This window comes from Bernardetia sp. Wsw4-3y2 (assembly GCF_037126295.1).
GTDB lineage: Bacteria > Bacteroidota > Bacteroidia > Cytophagales > Bernardetiaceae > Bernardetia.
In genome coordinates, this window is record NZ_CP147017.1 from 1,425,367 (window position 1) to 1,442,848 (window position 17,482).

14 protein-coding genes and 1 tRNA gene are annotated in these 17,482 nt (G+C 31.4%); 7 read left to right on the plus strand and 8 right to left on the minus strand.

Going from position 1 to position 17,482, the window contains the following annotated elements:
- Positions 1-449 precede the first annotated feature (449 nt).
- Positions 450-1,211 (plus strand): glucose 1-dehydrogenase, encoded by a 762-nt coding sequence (locus tag V9L05_RS05645; protein WP_338789882.1) that lies wholly within the window; start codon positions 450-452, stop codon positions 1,209-1,211.
- 78 nt (positions 1,212-1,289) lie between these two features.
- On the opposite strand, the gene V9L05_RS05650 is transcribed toward V9L05_RS05645, so the two are convergent.
- From V9L05_RS05650 to V9L05_RS05665, 4 genes are all read right to left on the minus strand, one after another.
- Positions 1,290-1,361 (minus strand) — tRNA-Arg (locus tag V9L05_RS05650).
- Positions 1,362-1,402: 41 nt separating this feature from the next.
- Positions 1,403-1,930, minus strand: coding sequence for an LPS assembly lipoprotein LptE (lptE, locus tag V9L05_RS05655; protein ID WP_338814720.1), 528 nt, complete (start codon positions 1,928-1,930; stop codon positions 1,403-1,405).
- 151 nt (positions 1,931-2,081) lie between these two features.
- Positions 2,082-3,392 carry a sigma-54 dependent transcriptional regulator gene (locus tag V9L05_RS05660; RefSeq protein ID WP_338814721.1) on the minus strand — a complete coding sequence of 437 codons (1,311 nt, stop codon included), beginning with the start codon at positions 3,390-3,392 and terminating at the stop codon, positions 2,082-2,084.
- Between the two features lie 380 nt (positions 3,393-3,772).
- On the minus strand, positions 3,773-4,690 hold the full coding sequence (locus V9L05_RS05665) for a diacylglycerol kinase family protein (protein ID WP_338814722.1): 918 nt from the start codon (positions 4,688-4,690) through the stop codon (positions 3,773-3,775).
- An 87-nt stretch (positions 4,691-4,777) separates the two neighbouring features.
- On the opposite strand from V9L05_RS05665, the gene V9L05_RS05670 reads away from it, so the two are divergent.
- On the plus strand, positions 4,778-5,776 hold the full coding sequence (locus V9L05_RS05670; protein ID WP_338789878.1) for an App1 family protein: 999 nt from the start codon (positions 4,778-4,780) through the stop codon (positions 5,774-5,776).
- A 50-nt stretch (positions 5,777-5,826) separates the two neighbouring features.
- Here V9L05_RS05670 and V9L05_RS05675 read toward each other — a convergent pair whose 3' ends face one another.
- Positions 5,827-6,726, minus strand: a complete 900-nt coding sequence (locus V9L05_RS05675; RefSeq protein ID WP_338814723.1) for a UbiA family prenyltransferase — start codon at positions 6,724-6,726, stop codon at positions 5,827-5,829.
- Positions 6,727-6,987: 261 nt separating this feature from the next.
- Between V9L05_RS05675 and V9L05_RS05680 the strand changes: the two genes are divergently transcribed.
- On the plus strand, positions 6,988-8,238 hold the full coding sequence (locus V9L05_RS05680) for a hypothetical protein (protein ID WP_338814725.1): 1,251 nt from the start codon (positions 6,988-6,990) through the stop codon (positions 8,236-8,238).
- On the opposite strand, the gene V9L05_RS05685 is transcribed toward V9L05_RS05680, so the two are convergent.
- Positions 8,235-9,755 (minus strand): TolC family protein, encoded by a 1,521-nt coding sequence (locus V9L05_RS05685; protein ID WP_338814726.1) that lies wholly within the window; start codon positions 9,753-9,755, stop codon positions 8,235-8,237. The genes V9L05_RS05680 and V9L05_RS05685 overlap by 4 nt on opposite strands.
- Before the next feature lie 582 nt (positions 9,756-10,337).
- Between V9L05_RS05685 and gldJ the strand changes: the two genes are divergently transcribed.
- The 4 genes from gldJ to V9L05_RS05705 all read left to right on the plus strand — a co-directional run bounded on the left by gldJ (position 10,338) and on the right by V9L05_RS05705 (position 14,537).
- A complete protein-coding gene (gldJ, locus tag V9L05_RS05690) occupies positions 10,338-11,573 on the plus strand; it encodes a gliding motility lipoprotein GldJ (RefSeq protein WP_338789872.1) in 1,236 nt (411 codons plus the stop codon).
- Between the two features lie 241 nt (positions 11,574-11,814).
- A complete protein-coding gene (locus V9L05_RS05695; protein WP_338814727.1) occupies positions 11,815-13,263 on the plus strand; it encodes a hypothetical protein in 1,449 nt (482 codons plus the stop codon).
- A 10-nt stretch (positions 13,264-13,273) separates the two neighbouring features.
- Positions 13,274-13,837 (plus strand): hypothetical protein, encoded by a 564-nt coding sequence (locus V9L05_RS05700; RefSeq protein WP_338814728.1) that lies wholly within the window; start codon positions 13,274-13,276, stop codon positions 13,835-13,837.
- Positions 13,838-13,841: 4 nt separating this feature from the next.
- Complete coding sequence (locus V9L05_RS05705) at positions 13,842-14,537, plus strand: DUF2490 domain-containing protein (protein WP_338814729.1); 696 nt, start codon at positions 13,842-13,844, stop codon at positions 14,535-14,537.
- A 162-nt stretch (positions 14,538-14,699) separates the two neighbouring features.
- On the opposite strand, the gene V9L05_RS05710 is transcribed toward V9L05_RS05705, so the two are convergent.
- Together V9L05_RS05710 and V9L05_RS05715 are read right to left on the minus strand one after the other, a co-directional pair.
- Positions 14,700-15,341, minus strand: a complete 642-nt coding sequence (locus tag V9L05_RS05710; protein ID WP_338789868.1) for a lysozyme — start codon at positions 15,339-15,341, stop codon at positions 14,700-14,702.
- A 380-nt stretch (positions 15,342-15,721) separates the two neighbouring features.
- Entirely contained in the window at positions 15,722-17,260 is a 1,539-nt protein-coding gene (locus V9L05_RS05715) for a YifB family Mg chelatase-like AAA ATPase (RefSeq protein WP_338814730.1), read from the minus strand.
- Between the last annotated feature and the right edge of the window lie 222 nt (positions 17,261-17,482).

The following is a 17,482-nucleotide window of genomic DNA, read 5'->3' on the forward strand; positions in this document are numbered from 1 at the left end:
ATTGAAATAGTATTTGCTCTTACAGAAGAATGAAATAGAATAGGATAATATTCTTATTCATAGCTTACGTTTAAGAACTAAATTTAGTTATTTGTCCTGCGATAAACTAATTATAGTGCTTGTATTTAGCACCTATGTAGGGATTATCTTAAAATTATGCATATTGTTTTTTATAGTTTTTCTACTAAATTAGTATTTACTAATACCACCTAGATACTTGAGTATATATAACTTTAGCTCAGAATAATATTTTGTATTTATTCAAGTCGGTAAAGATAGATTATTTGAAAAAAATAAATCTTTCAAAATTAGAAGTAATTACTTGTATTTACTTAGAGATATTTATACAGATTCTAGAAAATAAAAAATGCCCTATTATTCGTAAAGCATTGAATATTTTATATATTGCACTCTGTAAATTTTTATTCTAAAAAAAATCTATTCTATTTATGTCAAGATTTCAAGATAAAGTTTGTATTGTTACAGGTGGAGGTAGCGGTATTGGATTAGCTGCTGCTCGTTTACTTTTAGCTGAAGGAGCAAAAGTTATGATTAGTGGTCGTACACAAGAAAAGCTTGAAAAGGCTTGTAAAGAACTTGGTGGCGACAAGATACGCAGTATAAAAGCTGATATTTCAGTAGCAGCTGACCGTCAAGCTCTTGTAAAAGAAACGGTAAAAGCTTTTGGCAAAATAGATGTATTGTATATTAATTCGGGCATTGCTAAAGCAGCTCCTATCGATCAGATGACCGAAGAAATATATGATGATGTTTTGGCTATCAATCTTAAAGGACCTTATTTCCTGATTCAGGCAGCTTTACCAGACATGAATGATGGAGGTTCAATTGTATTTACAGGCTCTATATCTAATCAAATCGGACAACATTCATTGAGTGCGTATGCTGCTAGTAAAGCTGGATTGCGTTCGCTTGCCCGAACACTTAGCACTGAATTGCTACCACGCAAAATTCGTGTTAATATGGTTAGTCCTGGTATTACAAAAACTCCTATCTTGGATATGCCTGGACTTTCAGTAGATGAAGTACAAAAGATGATTCAATCTTTAGCTTCTCAAAATCCAATGAAACGCATTGGTCAGCCTGAAGAAATTGCTAAAGCAGCCTTATTTTTAGCATCTGATGAAGCTTCCTATATATTAGGTACAGAAATTATTGCTGATGGAGGCTTTACACAATTACAGCTTACCTAGTATATAAAAACAAAAGATTTAAGAATTATAAAAAAAACCGAATAAATTGTTTTAAACAATTTATTCGGTTTTTTTTAGTAGCTCTGTTAGGAATCGAACCTAAATTTTGAGCGTCGGAAGCTCACGCACTATCCATTGTACTACAGAGCCATTTTTAGTTCAATTCGTAATTTTTAATTCGTAATTAATTGTTACCAATTTCCTGCTGTGTCGTTAAAAATGTCAAACACAATTCTATCCAAAATAATTTCTACTAACTGTTCTTCCACCTGTGAAAGTGTCTGACTTTGTTCAAAATCTTCAAATTGTGTATACACTTTATCATCAAAAGATTGGTCTTCTTCAACAGCATTATAATAAGTCACTTCCATTTTGATTTGCAAACGCTGAATAGTTGCAACTTGCGACCCTCCTTGTGGTGCAACAGGAATAACTTCATAACCTACAATTCTTCCTTCAATCTGCATATCTCCCCCAGCTTGAACTAATCCTAGACGGGTATTTCGAAGATAAAATTCACGCAATTTTTCAGTTGCATTAATTGTAATTGTTGGAGGTCCTTGTCCTGCATCATTCAAAATTGGCTGGATAGAAAGCGTTTTGATTTTGGTATAATCAATTGTTCCACCATTTAGTTTGAAAAGAGATGCACCTGTACAGCTTGATAGAAGAAGAATCAAGTTAAAAAGGAAAATTTTATTTATATATTTATTTATCATTTTTATTTATTTCAGCGTTATTTTCTGATTTTGTAACCAGTGTTGATACTTTACTATTAATGAGGTTTACTCTTGTTAAAACACAAAATTATCTATTTTATTTCAGTCTAGAAATTCAATTAACCATTAATAACTCACAATTAACTATTGTTTATTTATCCAGTTCGTATTGTTTTATTTTTCTATATAAAGTACGCTCCGAAATTCCTAAATCTTGTGCTGCATATTTTCTACGATTATTATTTTTATCTAATGCCTTAATAATCATTTCTTTTTCTTTTTTCTCTAAAGAAAGTGTTTCCTCTTCTGGTTCTTTCTCTGGTTCGTTGTCATCTTCTACTTCTTTAGCATATTCTATGGCAGCATCATCTTGTTCATCTTCAACATGATTATAATTAGCAGAATTTGGATTGGACGGATTGAGATACAAAGGCAAATTAGAATTTTTATCGGCATAAGGTTCACCATTCTTAGCTACATCATCGAAAAGATGTTCGTATTTTTGCAACATTCCTGCACTTCCTTGTCCTTCCAAAATATTCAAAACGAGTTGTTTGAGTTCGGTCACATCTCTACGCATATCAAACAATATTTTATACAATAAATCTCGCTCTGAAAAGTTATCTTTTGCTTGCTCACTTCCCGAAAGTGCTGGAAGTGTATTTGCTCTTGGAGCATTTTTTGGCAAATAATTTTTCAATATTTCTGCATCAATATTCCTATTATCACCTTCTAAAACAGACATTTGTTCTACCAAATTTTTGAGCTGACGAACATTTCCAGGAAAGGGATAAGAAAGCAAAATTTGTTTGGCATCTTCATCCAAAATAATTGGTTTGCTACGATAACGCTCTGAAAAATCACCTGCAAACTTGCGAAAAAGAAGCTCCACATCATCTTCTCTATCTCTTAGAGGAGGAACAAAAATTGGAACAGTATTGAGACGATAATATAAATCTTCTCTAAATTTTCCTTCTTCAACAGCCTGAACCAAGCGTACATTTGTGGCTGCCACCACCCTAACATCTGTCTTTTGAGGTTTTGAAGAACCCACTTTTATAAACTCTCCATTTTCTAAAACTCTCAAAAGCATTGCTTGTGTATCAAGAGGCATTTCTCCAATTTCATCTAAAAAAATTGTTCCTCCGTCAGCTTCTTCAAAATATCCTTTTCGTGTTCCTGCTGCCCCTGTAAAAGAGCCTTTTTCGTGTCCAAAAAGTTCAGAATTGATTGTTCCTTCGGGAATTGCTCCACAGTTAATGGCAATAAAAGTAGAATGTTTGCGTGTACTGAGTTGATGAATGATTTTAGAAAACGACTCCTTTCCTGTTCCACTTTCGCCTGTAATCAAAACGCTCATATCTGTATTGGCAACTTGTGCAGCGACTTTTATGGCATGATTGAGCAAAGGAGAATGACCAATAATTCCGAAACGTAATTTTATGGGCTGAACATCTATCATAGTCAAGGTTTACGTGTTTTTAGCAGGAAAAAACTATTTCTTATTGAAAAAATATCAATTATGTAAAATAATAATAACACAATTGCAAATATGCTTCAAAGATACGTAAAGAATTGAATTGTTATTCAAAAAATATGTCAAAAAGTCAGTTAAAAATGAGTTTAGTGAATAGTTGTGACTTAAAAAAATGAATAATTAGAATAATTAGCGAGTGATTTGGCTTCGCTGAGTTATTGGTTTTAGGATTACTATGATAATTACAGGATAATATATTACTGTATTTTAATTATTCATAATAATAAAAAGAAGTATTTTTTAGTATACTCACCTTGTATTTCATACTACAAATCACTTGCTAATTAGTCTTTTATTTTTTCTGACTACTTACGTGGAGTAGAATTTAATTTAGGTGTAGCAATTTTAATTTTCTGTTTTTCCATCTCTATATCTAATTGTTTTACTTCTCCACAAAACTCCCCATCAATTTGAAAGCTAATTGGATAATCTGTTTGAATAAGTGCTTTTTTTGTTCTTATAATTTCGATAGCATCATCTTCTAAAGGCAGATTACCAAATAATATTTTCAATATAAGAGACAGTTCTAAACTTCTAAAAATAACAATTTCAAAGACATCATCATCTACTTTCCCTAGTGGATTTACAACTACACCTGTTCCATATTTACTTGAATTGGCTATCAAAATTACTTTTGCTTGCGTTTCAATTTGTGTATCTGGAGTAGAAATAGTAGCATTGAAAGGGTCTTTGTTTTCTAAAATGGTAGGAAACATTTGTAAAAAATAACCTAGTTTTCCATGTATTTTGCTATCGTGATAGTTTTTAATAAGTTCAGCATTGAGTCCCAAATCGCTCAAATGAAAACTCTTCATCTTGTTGATTGAAATGCTATCCACCTCTTTAAAATTATCTTGTAGAGCAATTTCTAAACAGGTTTCTAAGTCGTTGGGCAAATCCAAATCCTTGGCTAATCCATTGGCAGAACCCATTGGTAAAATCCCAAAAATAATGTCTTCTTTAAAAAGTGTTTCAAAAACGAATTTGATTGTTCCATCTCCTCCTCCAATTACTACTTTTTTAGGTTTGTACTTAGTATATAGTTTTTTTATTTCTGTCTCATCAGAAGGTTCTTCTTTATTTCCTGTTGTTTCATAATAGACAAAATTATATCCTTTGTTTTCTATATATTCTTTTATTATATACTTTTCATTTTTCTTATCTGTTCCTCCTGCTAGAGGGTTTATGACTAAAAAAATGAAATTATCGTTTTTATTTTTCATGGGTTTATGTGAGTTTTAGTTGTTTATATCAAACTAGATTTTGATTTGCTTGTTATGTCAGAAAAGAAATTAATTAAAAAAACTTCTATGAGTTCAAATATTATAAGAAAAGATAATCTAAAAGCTGATATAAAATTATATAGAGGCTATGCCAGTGACAAGTTATTGGTTGTTTTTGGACATGTTTTCAAAAAATCGCCTGTTCCGTTGAGTGAAAAAACAAAATTCAAACATGCTTATTCTGTTCTTCGTACTTTCAGAAGAAAAACCATTTCGAATGCAGATGTGTATCTTCATTATAATAACAAAAAAATACATAGCAAAACGCTCAAAGATGGATATTTTCGTTTTTCTATTCCTTTAAACCATTTTTCTGATGACCATTTTAAAAATGGTTGGAATAAAATAGAAGTAGAATTAAATCATGAAGGCAAAAGCATAAAAAGAACTACTGAAATTTTGCATCCTTATGATGGAAAGTTAGCTTTTATTTCAGACATTGATGATACTTTTTTGATTTCTCATACCAATAATTTATTAAAAAAATTATATGTTTTGTTATGGAGAAATGTAAATGACCGAAAAGTATTTGAAGATGTAACATCACATTATGAGTTGCTTAGTAAAGCCAACCAAGAAAAAGGAGAAACAAATACTTTTTTTTATGTTTCTAGTAGTGAGTGGAATTTATATAATTTTATTGAACGTTTTACCCAAATTCAAAATTTACCTAAAGCTGTCATTAAGCTAAAAAGCATCAAAACTAATCTTTCAGATTTTCTTTTTACAGGAAGAGGAGGACATCATCATAAATTTGATAAAATAAAAGATATTATAGAGTTTTATCCACATCTTCGCTTTGTTCTTTTAGGAGATGATTCTCAAGCAGACCCTACTATTTATGAGGAAATTTGTAAGACTTTTCCTCAAAGTATAAAAGCAATTTATATTCGTCAGACTGAAAAGAAACAAAAAAGTAGTACACAAAAAATTCTTCAGAATATGGAAAATCTGAATGTAAAGACGTGTTATTTTATCAAAAGTGAAAAAGCCATGTTACATTCTAGAGAAATTGGTATTGTATAAAACTAATTTTAGAAACACACAAGATATTTAAATTGCATTTATTTATGATTTTATCCCATCAAAGTAATAACCGTAAAATAAGCAATCATACTTAACGACGACAAAACATTCAAAAGCATTGTTCTTTGAAAATTAGCTTGTTCAGTGTCTTTCCACGAAAGAAAAGTCCAATAAACAAAATAAAGCAACACAGGAGCTAAGAAAGCCTGAAAAAGCCAAAAGTAAAATTCATATTGATACATAGAAAAATAAAAATAAAAACCTACGGTTGCTATTCCAAAAAATAAAATAGTAAAAATAAATGTCCCACGAATGCCTAAAAGCAAACTAATTGTTTTGTCGCCTCGTTTTGCATCTTCTTCATGCTGATAAATCTGTGTCATTGGATACGAACCCAAAAGCAAAACAGAAATCAGAGCAGCAGCAAAAAGATGTCTTTCTTGAAAAAACATTTCAAAGCCATTAAAAGCAGTATCAGAAGACATTGAAAAATCCTTCTCAAAAGCAAGTACACACATCAAATACGTACATGCACCTTGAAAAATTCCGACAGTCAGCCACCCACCAATTGCATATTTTTTCAGTCTAATACTTGGATGGCTATATGCCTTAGACATCAATCCATAAATAAAAACAAGTAAAGCAAACTGCCAATTCACAAAAACGAAGCTAAAAAAAAGTCCGATTATATCAAAAATAAGTGAGGTAGTGAGCAAGTCTTGATTTACTTTAGGTGGGTTTTTCAAGCCTCCAATACTTCCTTCATCTTTATCGTAAAAACTATTAAATCCATTACTGGCAGGGTAAACAAAAATATGAAGAATCACAAACACAATAAGATACATTTGCCACGTTAAATGAACAGCTTGACTAGCTGCAAAACAAAAAACAGGCATCAAAAAAATAGAAAATGGAATGCGAAGATGAAGAAGAGTAGAGCGAGTAATCATAAATAGAGTTTAAAGATTAGATTTCTAATTAACGAATTACGTACTTTTTTTTCTATAATCTATTAAATGTGCAGGATTTTCTATTTTAACTATGTCTTTTACCATTCGAATAGCTTATTTTTGTAAATAATTACTTTAAAATTTCTATTCTATTAATAAGGAATAGCAAATAAAGACGTTTTAAAATAAAACTCCTCTTATTATTAAGACCTTAAGGGTTTCTAAAAAAACGCAAGATAGGTTCTGTTTATATATTCATCTATGAAAAAAATAATTTTCTTTTTCCTTTTCGCTTTTACCTCACTTTCTCTTTTTGCCCAATCTGCAAGTCTTATTATGGGGAAAGCAGAAACACGAGAAACACAAGAATATGACCCAGCAACTTCTGTAGAAGGAACTTTTTTATTCCCAACTTCTTTTGGAAAAATTGCAGTAACCAATACATCACATTCAAAATTACTTAATGAGGTGGAGGTTTATCGTGTAGAGCTTGTCTATTCAAAGTATCCAAAAACAAATAATTTTCAAGAAATTCAACAGCGAAAACTTAATTTGGCTCGTTTGGAAGAACTTGAAAAAACAGCTCCTCAATTGTTTAAAACTAATGTTGAGTGGGAGTTTGTGGCTCATGTTGTCAATACAGCTTCACAGGCAAAAGAATTATATCACGGTTTTGTTGTTTACTACAAAATGAAAGAGGAACAAAAAAACAAAAAAGAAGATGTTCCTGAAACTCCCAACATTCCTAATACTCCAAATCCTGAAATTCCAGTTCCAACCTTTGCTTATAATAATGAATCTGAAGAAGCTACTTTTATAAAAGAAGGCAAACCAAAACCTAATTCTACCTATCAAGTTTTTGACCGTCAAGATTGGAAAGATGTTGTGGTTGTCTGTGATTGGACAGCAAGTATGTATCACTTTGCGACACCTGTTTTATTATGGCACAATCAAAAAAATTCCCAAAGTGATACTTCTTCTATCCAAAATTTTGTCTTTTTTAATGATGGCGATGATACACCTAATAAAGAAAAAAAAATAGGAAGTACAGGAGGAATTTATGCTACCAAAACAGGAAATACTGACGAAGCCTTGCAAATGATGGAAGAATCAAAAGCAGCAGGAACAGGAGGCGATTTTCCTGAAAATGACATTGAAGCCTTGATTTATGCACAAAAAAACTATCCAAAAGCAAAATCATTAGTTTTGATTGCTGATAATATGGCGAGTGTGCGTGATATACAACTTTTAGAAGAACTTACAGAATCTGAAATACCTGTTCATATTTTGATTGCCAGAACAGAAGAAATTGATGCTATTCGCCCAGAATATTGGGATATTGCTATCCAAACCAAAGGAACAATTCATACTTTAGAAGAAGATATTTCATTAGAAGAAGCCATCCAACACAAGAAAAGGTTAGATGATTTAGCAGCCATGAGCAAACGAGAACTCAAAAAGCTAGAACGTAAAGAAAAACGCAAATTCAAAAGGAAGAAAGGTGGATTTTAATCTTGATTTCTCAAATCTACAAATTCATTCTGCCCACTATTCCAAAGTAGTTCTGCTTTTGCTTTTGCATATTTCATTTCTAATTGAATGAGCTTTAATTTGGCATCAAGATAATAACGCTCTCTATAATTTATCAAAAAAACAGTGCTACTTCCTAACTGAAAAAGTGTTTGTTCTCCATCACGCATGATTAGGGAATTTTGAACATTTCGTTTTTGTAATTCGACCATTTGTGCCAAACGATTAACTTGAATATAAGCCTGTTCGACACCAATCTGAATATCCCTTTGTGTAAAATTCAAATCTAACTCTTGCTGACGAATCTTTATTTTTGCCATAGCAAAACTAGCTCTTTCTTTCCTTAAAAATAAAGGGGCATAGAGTTTCAGACCAAATTTATAATCCTCTGTAAGAGCCAAATTATCGGCTTTCCGTGGATAAAGAATAGGTTTATACGATAAATCTAATTGGGGCAGCAAAGAAAATTGATATAACTTTCTGTCTATTTTAAGTGTATTGAGTTTGAAAGTTTGCTTCAATAATTCAGGATGAAATTCGGCAGCCATAGCCAACATATTTTGAAGGTCAAACTTTTCTATCTGACTTCCCATATTTGAAGGTGCAATTGTAGGTTTTATAAATAGTGCTTCTCCCTCTTCTGACCAAATATTACCCGAAAGAGCAAGGCGAGTTTTTTCAAAATCTACAAGAGCTTGCAGTCGTTCTACTTTTCGTTTTTGAAGTTCCATTAACGCTTCTGTAGTATCAATAGCACGATATTTTCCGTACTCAAAAGCATCCTTGACACCTTCAAATCGAAACTCAGCTACTTCAATTCCCTCTTCTGCTACCTTCAAACTCTCATACGCTGCATACCATTCCCAATAGGCTTTTGCGACACTAAAAAACAATTTATTGATTTCTTTTTGCTGATCGGCTTGAGCCATTTCTGCAAAAACTTGTGCTTTTCGTAGTGTTGCTCTTCGCTCATCAAAAATTAGGTTTCGAAGCAAGGGAAGTTCAATTCCTGCATAAAAAAGTCCTTCTGAGGGAACAGTTGATTCATTGCTCAAATATTTACCCGAATTATTTTCATATCCAGCCTTCAAATCAAAACCCAAAATAGTAGGTACTTTTATTTCAGCATGTATTTTTTGGTAATACTGAGTTTCTTTGTATTGTTTTTCTGTCCATTCACCCATTAGAGTTGGGTCAAACATACCTCTTGCTTTTCTAATATCTTGCATAGCAAGTGCAGGAATTAGTTTTGCTTTCTGAATAAGTGGATGATATTGAAAAATCACTTCATAGACTTCTGCCAAAGAAAGTGTATCTTCAATATCTAACTCAGAAATAGTGGCAACATTTTCAATTTCAAGTAAAGGGTCTTGAATAACATTTCCAACCTGAATAGAATCTTGTACTTGTGCCTTTAAAACTGAAAACGGAAATAGGCTGCAACCTAAAAAACAAGTTATGAAAAGTAACTTTATAAAAAAGTAGTTTGAGTGGTTCATTTTAGGAAAATGAGGTAAAATATTTTTGTAAATAATTGATAGAATTATAAGCAAAAAGCAAAAGTAGTAACACAAATTTACAAAGATAGTTTTACTATTAGCTTTTTTTATATGAATTTTATGATTTGTAATTTCTTAAAAATAGAATTAGTTTCTCAAATCACGATTTGAATTTCTTATTTCAACTTTTTTTTCTAAAATTTGTGAATAAATTTGTCTGATAAGCACAATAAAATGGCATTTTAAGCATTATTGATGTAAGGGAAATTATATAAATGGTTTTTGTGTATATTTGTAGCTTCTACTAATAAAGCTTTTCAAAAACTATTTTAAACTTTTATCATAGTGTTTTAGTAGGTTTTAGTAAAATCTTGCTTGAAATTTGCAAGATTATGACGAAAGTTAAAATTAGGTTACAAAAATTAGTTTATAAGAAAGTAGCTATTTTTTAATAATCCTTTTCCCAAAACAATTTAGAAAATACTAATACTAAGCAATTTATTGTTTTTTATTGAATCTGCTTCAGAAAAAGGTTTTATAGAAATTCAATACAATTAAAAAAAGATTATAATATCACGCATTATGGCAAAATTGAGTTTTCAGTTCAGCGCATTATTTATCCTAGCTTTAGGATTAATGCTAGGAGGTTGTAACAAAAAACCACCAACAAGTACCGACCCAGGTAAAAAAAGTACAGCTACAGGAGTAGCCTTTGGTAAGAAAAAACCAAATGGTGAAGAGGGTGGCTTTAAAGTAGAAAAATTTAAGGGACAGCCTGCTGGTCCTAACCTCGTGTTTATTGAAGGTGGTCGTCATATTTTGGGTTCTTTCGAAGAGAATGTAGAAATGACTGCTTCTGATAACATTGAGAATACAGTTACTATTAAGTCCTTTTATATGGACGAAACAGAAATTGCAAATATTCACTGGTTAGAGTATATGCACTATCTATTACAAGATTCTTCTCAACAAGCTTATGAAGAGTCATTACCTGACACAACTGTTTGGTCTGCTGAATTAGCTTATAACGATCCTTATGTTGATCATTATTTACGTTACCCAGGTTTCCGTTACTTCCCAGTTGTGGGTGTTTCTTGGAAACAAGCAAGTGATTATTCACTTTGGCGTACAAGTATGGTAAATAATGGCTTAGCTATGAAGAGTGGCAAAAAAGATGTAAAAGAATTAGCTAAAAATGGTGAACGTATTCCATTAGAGTCTGGTGTAGTTTTACCAGGTTACCGTCTTCCTACTGAGGCAGAATGGGAATATGCAGCTAAAGGCTTAATTGGAACACAATATTTAGATGAAGCACAAGATTATGCTCGTCTTTATCCTTGGGATGGTCACTCACTTCGTAATCCTTATGGAAAGCAAATGGGACAATTTTTGGCTAACTTCAAACGTGGTCGTGGTGATTATGCAGGTATTGCAGGTGCATTGAATGATGGTGCAATGATTACTACTTGGATTTATTCGTATCCACCAAACGACTTTGGTCTTTATAACATGGCAGGAAACGTAAACGAATGGGTTTGGGATATTTACCGTCCAGGTTCATTTGAAGATTTTGGTGGAGAGCCAAACGCAGACTTAAACCCTATTCGTCGTAATGACTTCTTAGACAAATCTGAGGATTATGATTTTGCCAACTTTGAAACACTTATTAATAATCACGTACGTGTTTATAAAGGTGGTTCTTGGAAAGATGTAGCTTACTGGTTATCTCCAGGTACTCGTCGTTATATTGAAGAAGATTCTTCTACTTCTCACATCGGTTTCCGTTGTGCAATGATTCGTGCTGATAGCGATAACTAAAATATAGAATTTCAAAAAAATTGAAAGCCTTTTACTTTAAAAGTAGAAGGCTTTTTTTGTGTGTTTATGTAGAATTGATTAACCTTAATCTAAATATGAATTTATTTAATCTAGTAAATTAATTCATTTGACGAAAAAAATACTGTTATAGGTTTGATTATTAACTCTCGGTATTTACTTTGTAGCTAGACTATAATAAAAAATAGATTATAATTTTAGTCCTATATTATTCTTATAAAAAATGCCCATCTCTACTCCCCATAATTTGATAAATAATCAAACACAAGAAGACAAAATTCATATTGTTGATTTATCACTTAAAGTCTTGACTTTTGACTATCTGCTTCGTTGGATTTCTTTGGGTAGCTATCGTTTACTTTTTGGAGAAAGTGTAAAAGGCTCACATCTTATTTTCTTTTTCTCTTTACAATTAGTAATTGTTGCTTTTACATTAGGCTTTGTTTTTTGGAGGGAATACGTATTTCGTGTTAATAATGATTCACAATATTCTATTCCAGACTCTATTGAACTTATCTGGAAACAATTTTGGGAACTGCTTTATAAAAGACGGAATTATGAGATTGTAGGCTCTTCTTTCTCTATGCTCTTACGTTTCTTTTTTGTAGTTACGTTTACCTATATGGTTATTTCAGCTTCCTTCGATGAAATAGTTTTTGATGGATATAGAGCTAATTTAATTGGTTTTGTAGGTGCAATTTCATTATTTATATATGGTATTTGGATATACTTTATTTCTCATTTTAGTGTACCTGATTCAGAATTTCGTCCTGTACAGGCTCTCATTAGTGCTGCTAGTCGTAGAAAGGAAAATTTGTCAGAACTTTTAGAAGCTGATTTACATGCTAGTAGAATAAATGAAGTAGACAACAATCCCATAGATACAAATGATACAGAAATTTTGGAAATAGAAGGGGAAGTTAGAAATCTCATGAACCGAGTAGAAGCCTATATTTTGGAAAGTGTTATGTTTGGTGCGCTTACTTTTTCAGGTTTTCTAACGATTATTGCCTCTGATACTGATAGACTTAACTATGTTAGTATGCGTCGTTTTGGGTATAATATTGTTGAATTTATGCTTGATTTGATTGTCTTTGAATTTAAAAGACTTGAAGAATATCATATCTTTAGCACTGACCCAGAACATTTACTAGTTCTGATAATGTTTCAAACTGTTTTATGTGCTTTGTTTTTCTTGATGGTAATTGCAGCACGATTAAAATTCAGTAAAACAGCCGAACAGATTGATAATACTGTACGTCTTGCCCGTTCTTACAACGATAAAGAAGAGGAAGTTTATATACTTAAACTACAATCACCTCATAATACACTGTTAGATAAGCGTTTATTAGTCTTAAATCGTAAAATTTCTCAACTCGTCTTACAAGCTGCTGACCTTATAAAAGAAGTAAAACCTGTGATTTCGTATATGAGTTTTCTTAGAAATATGGGCGTTTTGTTCTTCCTTTTTATTATCATCACTAGTTTATTATTTTTTAATACTACAGTCGCTATTTTCTTTGGTGCAATGTCATTAACAGCTTATGTTTATAAGCAATTTGATACATGGTATCGTCAGAAACGTATGCAAAGAATTATTAATCAACATCAAGGTATTCAAAATCAGAAACCTATTATTGAAAAAATAGAAAAACCAGTGAGTGCAATTTAAAAATATTAATATGACAAAAAAAGCAGTTCTGATTATTTTACTTCTATTACCTTTTCATTCCTATTCACAATCTAAAATAGAAATAGAGAAACGAATAAAAAAAGAGAATGCTCCTTTGCCTGCTCAAAAATTTGTAGATTCTTTATATTTTTCTTCAAAAATAAAATGGTTTGTCGAACAAGATTTTAACAAAAAAACATATGAAGCTAAGACAAAATCAAAAGGAAAAAAGTACAGTATAGAGTTTGATACTTTGGGAAATATAGAAGATATAGAAGTAGTAATAAAATGGCAACAAATACCTTTATCTATCCAAAATGCTATTTGCAAAAAAATGACTACTGATTTTGAAAAATTTAAAATCAAAAAAATTCAGATTCAATATAGTGGAAACTCAACCGAGTTACTTAAGCTAAAAAAAAATACAGAAAATCTAATTATCAAATATGAGATTGTATTAAAAGGCAAAAAAAATGCTCAAAGTTTATTCTATGAATACCTATTCTCAGAAAAGGGAGAGATTGAAAAAGAACAACAATTTGATTTTAGAAATACTGATCATTTAGAATACTAAAAAAATGACAATAATAAATAAGTTTTTAATCTTAATGCTGTTTTTTAGTTTTGTTAATTTCACCTTAGCTCAATCTACTTATAAAATCGGAATTCTTCCTTCTTTTACTCTAACAAAAAAAATAAATCCAAAATACAAAGTTAGTTTAAATACACAATCTCGTTTTTCTGCTTATAATGGATACTTTTCTGACTCCATTTCTTTTCAAAAAGAATTTAAATATACTTTAACTGATATTTCTATTCTAGTTAATAGAAAACTTGGCTTGAATACTTCTTTTTCGCTAGGTTATTTGAGTAGATTTAGAAATAATGAACAGCACAATCGTTTATTTCAACAATTTATTATATCAAAAAAATATAATTCATTAAGCCTAGCACACCGTTTTTCTACTGATCAAACTTTTAGACCCAATCAAAAAGTAGAGTTTAGGTGGCGTTACAGATTTGGCTTTGATAAGCCTTTAAAAGGAAATAAACTTAACTCAAAAGAGTTTTATTTTAAGCTAAATAATGAGTATCTCATTTCTCTACAAAATAAAAAGTGGAGTAATGAAATCAGATTAATTCCTTTTCTTGGATATGTGCTTAAAACCAAAAACAAATTAGAAATAGGGATAGATTATCGCATTAGTTCATTGGGCAACAAATTACTCAATAATAATTTTTGGTGGGTTGTAAATTATTATTTGAGTTACTGAAAAGCACAAAAAAGCCATCTATACTAAAGTATCTAACTTTGTGATAAATGGCTTTTAAAATTATTAGAACCTATTTTAAACTATCAAATGGGATAGTGAAAAAGTGAATAGGTTTTGGAAGTAATGTGTGTTTTTAGTGGAGCATTTTTGAGTTTGAATTATTTAATTCATCTGACTTTCAGATTTCAAAATATTATTCTGACTCAAACTTTGATTTGAATTTGTTTTCTTATCATTAGCTGTATATAGCCATAATTCAAATTCACGCTCTTCTTGCAAGTTGGAGTTTGGCGAACCATTAATATTGACCCAACGCAAAATTTCCTCGTTTATCTTTTCCTTATTTTGTATTTTTTTATACAACGTACTACGATAAAGTTTGGAAGTTCCGAAAGCAAAGCAAAAATTAGTAATTGCTATTAATTTTGTTCCTTTAAGTTTTAGATTTCTTTTTACCCATTTTTTAGAGTAATTCAAATCTTTACGTAATAAAGAATCTGCTTGCTGCTCGGTAATGCCTCCTAAAAGTACGCTATCTTTTTCGGTGATCAAATGACCATAGCCGATGGTAAGATAACCTGCTGCACAATTATAAGGCTCTAACATTAGTCCTTCTCTACTTTTGATGCGAGTAACAAGACTATCCCATGTGTAATGGGTGCTTATCTCATCCTCTGTGATTTCTTCATTTTCATCTTCTTCAAAACTAGTAGTCGGTTGAAGGACTGGTGAGTTATAAGACGAATTAAACGATGTAATGAATAAAACAAAAATTGATAAAGTAACTATTTTGACATATCTCATATTTAGATTTGATGGTGAAAGAGTGCAAAGGTAAGACCTTATCATTCACTTATCCAAATTCTAACTAATTGTTTTTCAGGGTATTGTCTTTTTGACACTAAAGTAAAATAGCCTTTTTACCAAAATAAATTCTGTATTTAAACCTTTTTGCAGAATCTGGTCTCTATATAACCAATGTAATTTATACTTTATTCTGAAACTGCAATCTTCACTTTATTCTTACATACACACTAAAAAATTACTCAAAAAAAAGTCCTTTTTATGCAAACTTTTTTGAATTTTACACGTACAGTTTAAACACTGACCAACGGTCAGTTGTTTTTTTAGATTTAATCTTTACTTAATACAATCATAAAACACCTATAAACTTACTTTATAAATTAGGAAACCCAGTCACTTCTATCTAAACTTCTGAACTGAATCGCCTCTGCAATGTGTGCAGTCTGTATATTTTGACTCTCTTGAAGGTCTGCAATTGTTCTAGCTACTTTCAAAATCCTATCATAAGCTCTTGCTGAAAGTCCTAATCTTTCCATTGCATTTTTTAAAAGAATTTTGCTAGTTTCATCTATCTTACAAATCTTTTTTACCATTTGAGAGGGCATCATAGCATTTGAATGTACAGAATCTATCATTTTAAAGCGTTCTTCTTGTACTTTTCTTGCCTTGATAACACGATTTCGTATTTCTTCACTACTTTCGGACTTTCTATTTGCAGTCATTTCATCAAAAGAAACAGGTGTTACCTCCACATGTAAATCAATTCTATCTAATAAAGGACCACTAATTTTGTTCAAATATCGATGCACAATGCCTGTTCCACAGACACATTCTTTTTCTGGATGATTATAATATCCACATGGACACGGATTCATACTGGCAATAAGCATGAAGTTACAAGGAAATTCTACAGAGACTTTAGCTCTTGAGATAATAACTTTTCTATCTTCTAAAGGCTGACGCAATACTTCCAAAACGCTGCGTTTGTACTCAGGCAATTCATCTAAAAACAAAACGCCATTATGAGCAAGTGAAATTTCTCCTGGTTGAGGATTTCCACCACCACCCACCAAAGCAACATCACTAATTGTATGATGAGGCGAACGGTAGGGACGAGTAGCTACTAAGGCAGCATTTTCTCCTAAATGTCCAGAAACAGAATGAATTTTGGTTGTTTCTAAGGCTTCATATAAAGTAAGAGGAGGTAAAATAGAAGATAAGCGTTTGGCAAGCATTGTTTTTCCTGCACCTGGTGGTCCAATCATAATTACGTTATGTCCTCCTGCTGCTGCAATTTCTAAAGCACGTTTTATATTCTCTTGTCCTTGTACGTCTGCAAAATCAGCTTCGTACTCATTCTTTTGTTGAGCAAAAATTTCTCTTGTATCTATTTTTAATGGTTCTATATTTAGTTCGTCTTCAAAAAAACCGACGGCTTCTTCTAATGTTTCGACAGGAATAATATCTAGGTTATTTACGATAGCTGCCTCTTTTGCATTTTCTTTAGGCAAAACAAATCCTTTGAAACCCTGCTTTCTAGCTTCAATTGCAATAGAGAGAACGCCACGAATAGGACGCAATTTTCCATCAAGAGCAAGTTCTCCCAACACAATATATTTATCAAAGTTAGGAGCAGTAATTTGGTCAGAAGCAACTAAAAGACCTAACGCAATTGGCAAATCATAAGCCGAACCTTCTTTTCTAACATCAGCAGGCGCAAGATTAACAACTACTTTCTGACGAGGAATACGAAAACCTAATTGCTTAACAGCAGATTCTACACGCTGTTCGCTTTCCTTGACAGCACTATCAGCAAGACCAACAATTACTATTTTTGTTCCTTTGATTACATTTACTTCTATTGTTATAATATTTGCTTCTACACCAACTACGGATGCTCCAAAAGTTTTAGCTATCATTTTGTTCTAGGTTTATTTATAATTGACCCTCAAATTAGGCAAAAAAATATTACAATAAAATAAATACTACACATGAAGTTGCATAAAAAAACCTTATTCTGACTTGTATCTAAAAATACAGAATCGGAATAAGGCTGTAGTAAAATCAAAACGCTACAAAATCAAATTTCTTTAATAACTAAAAAGGGGATATAGAATTAAATAACTGATTAGTAGCGTTTG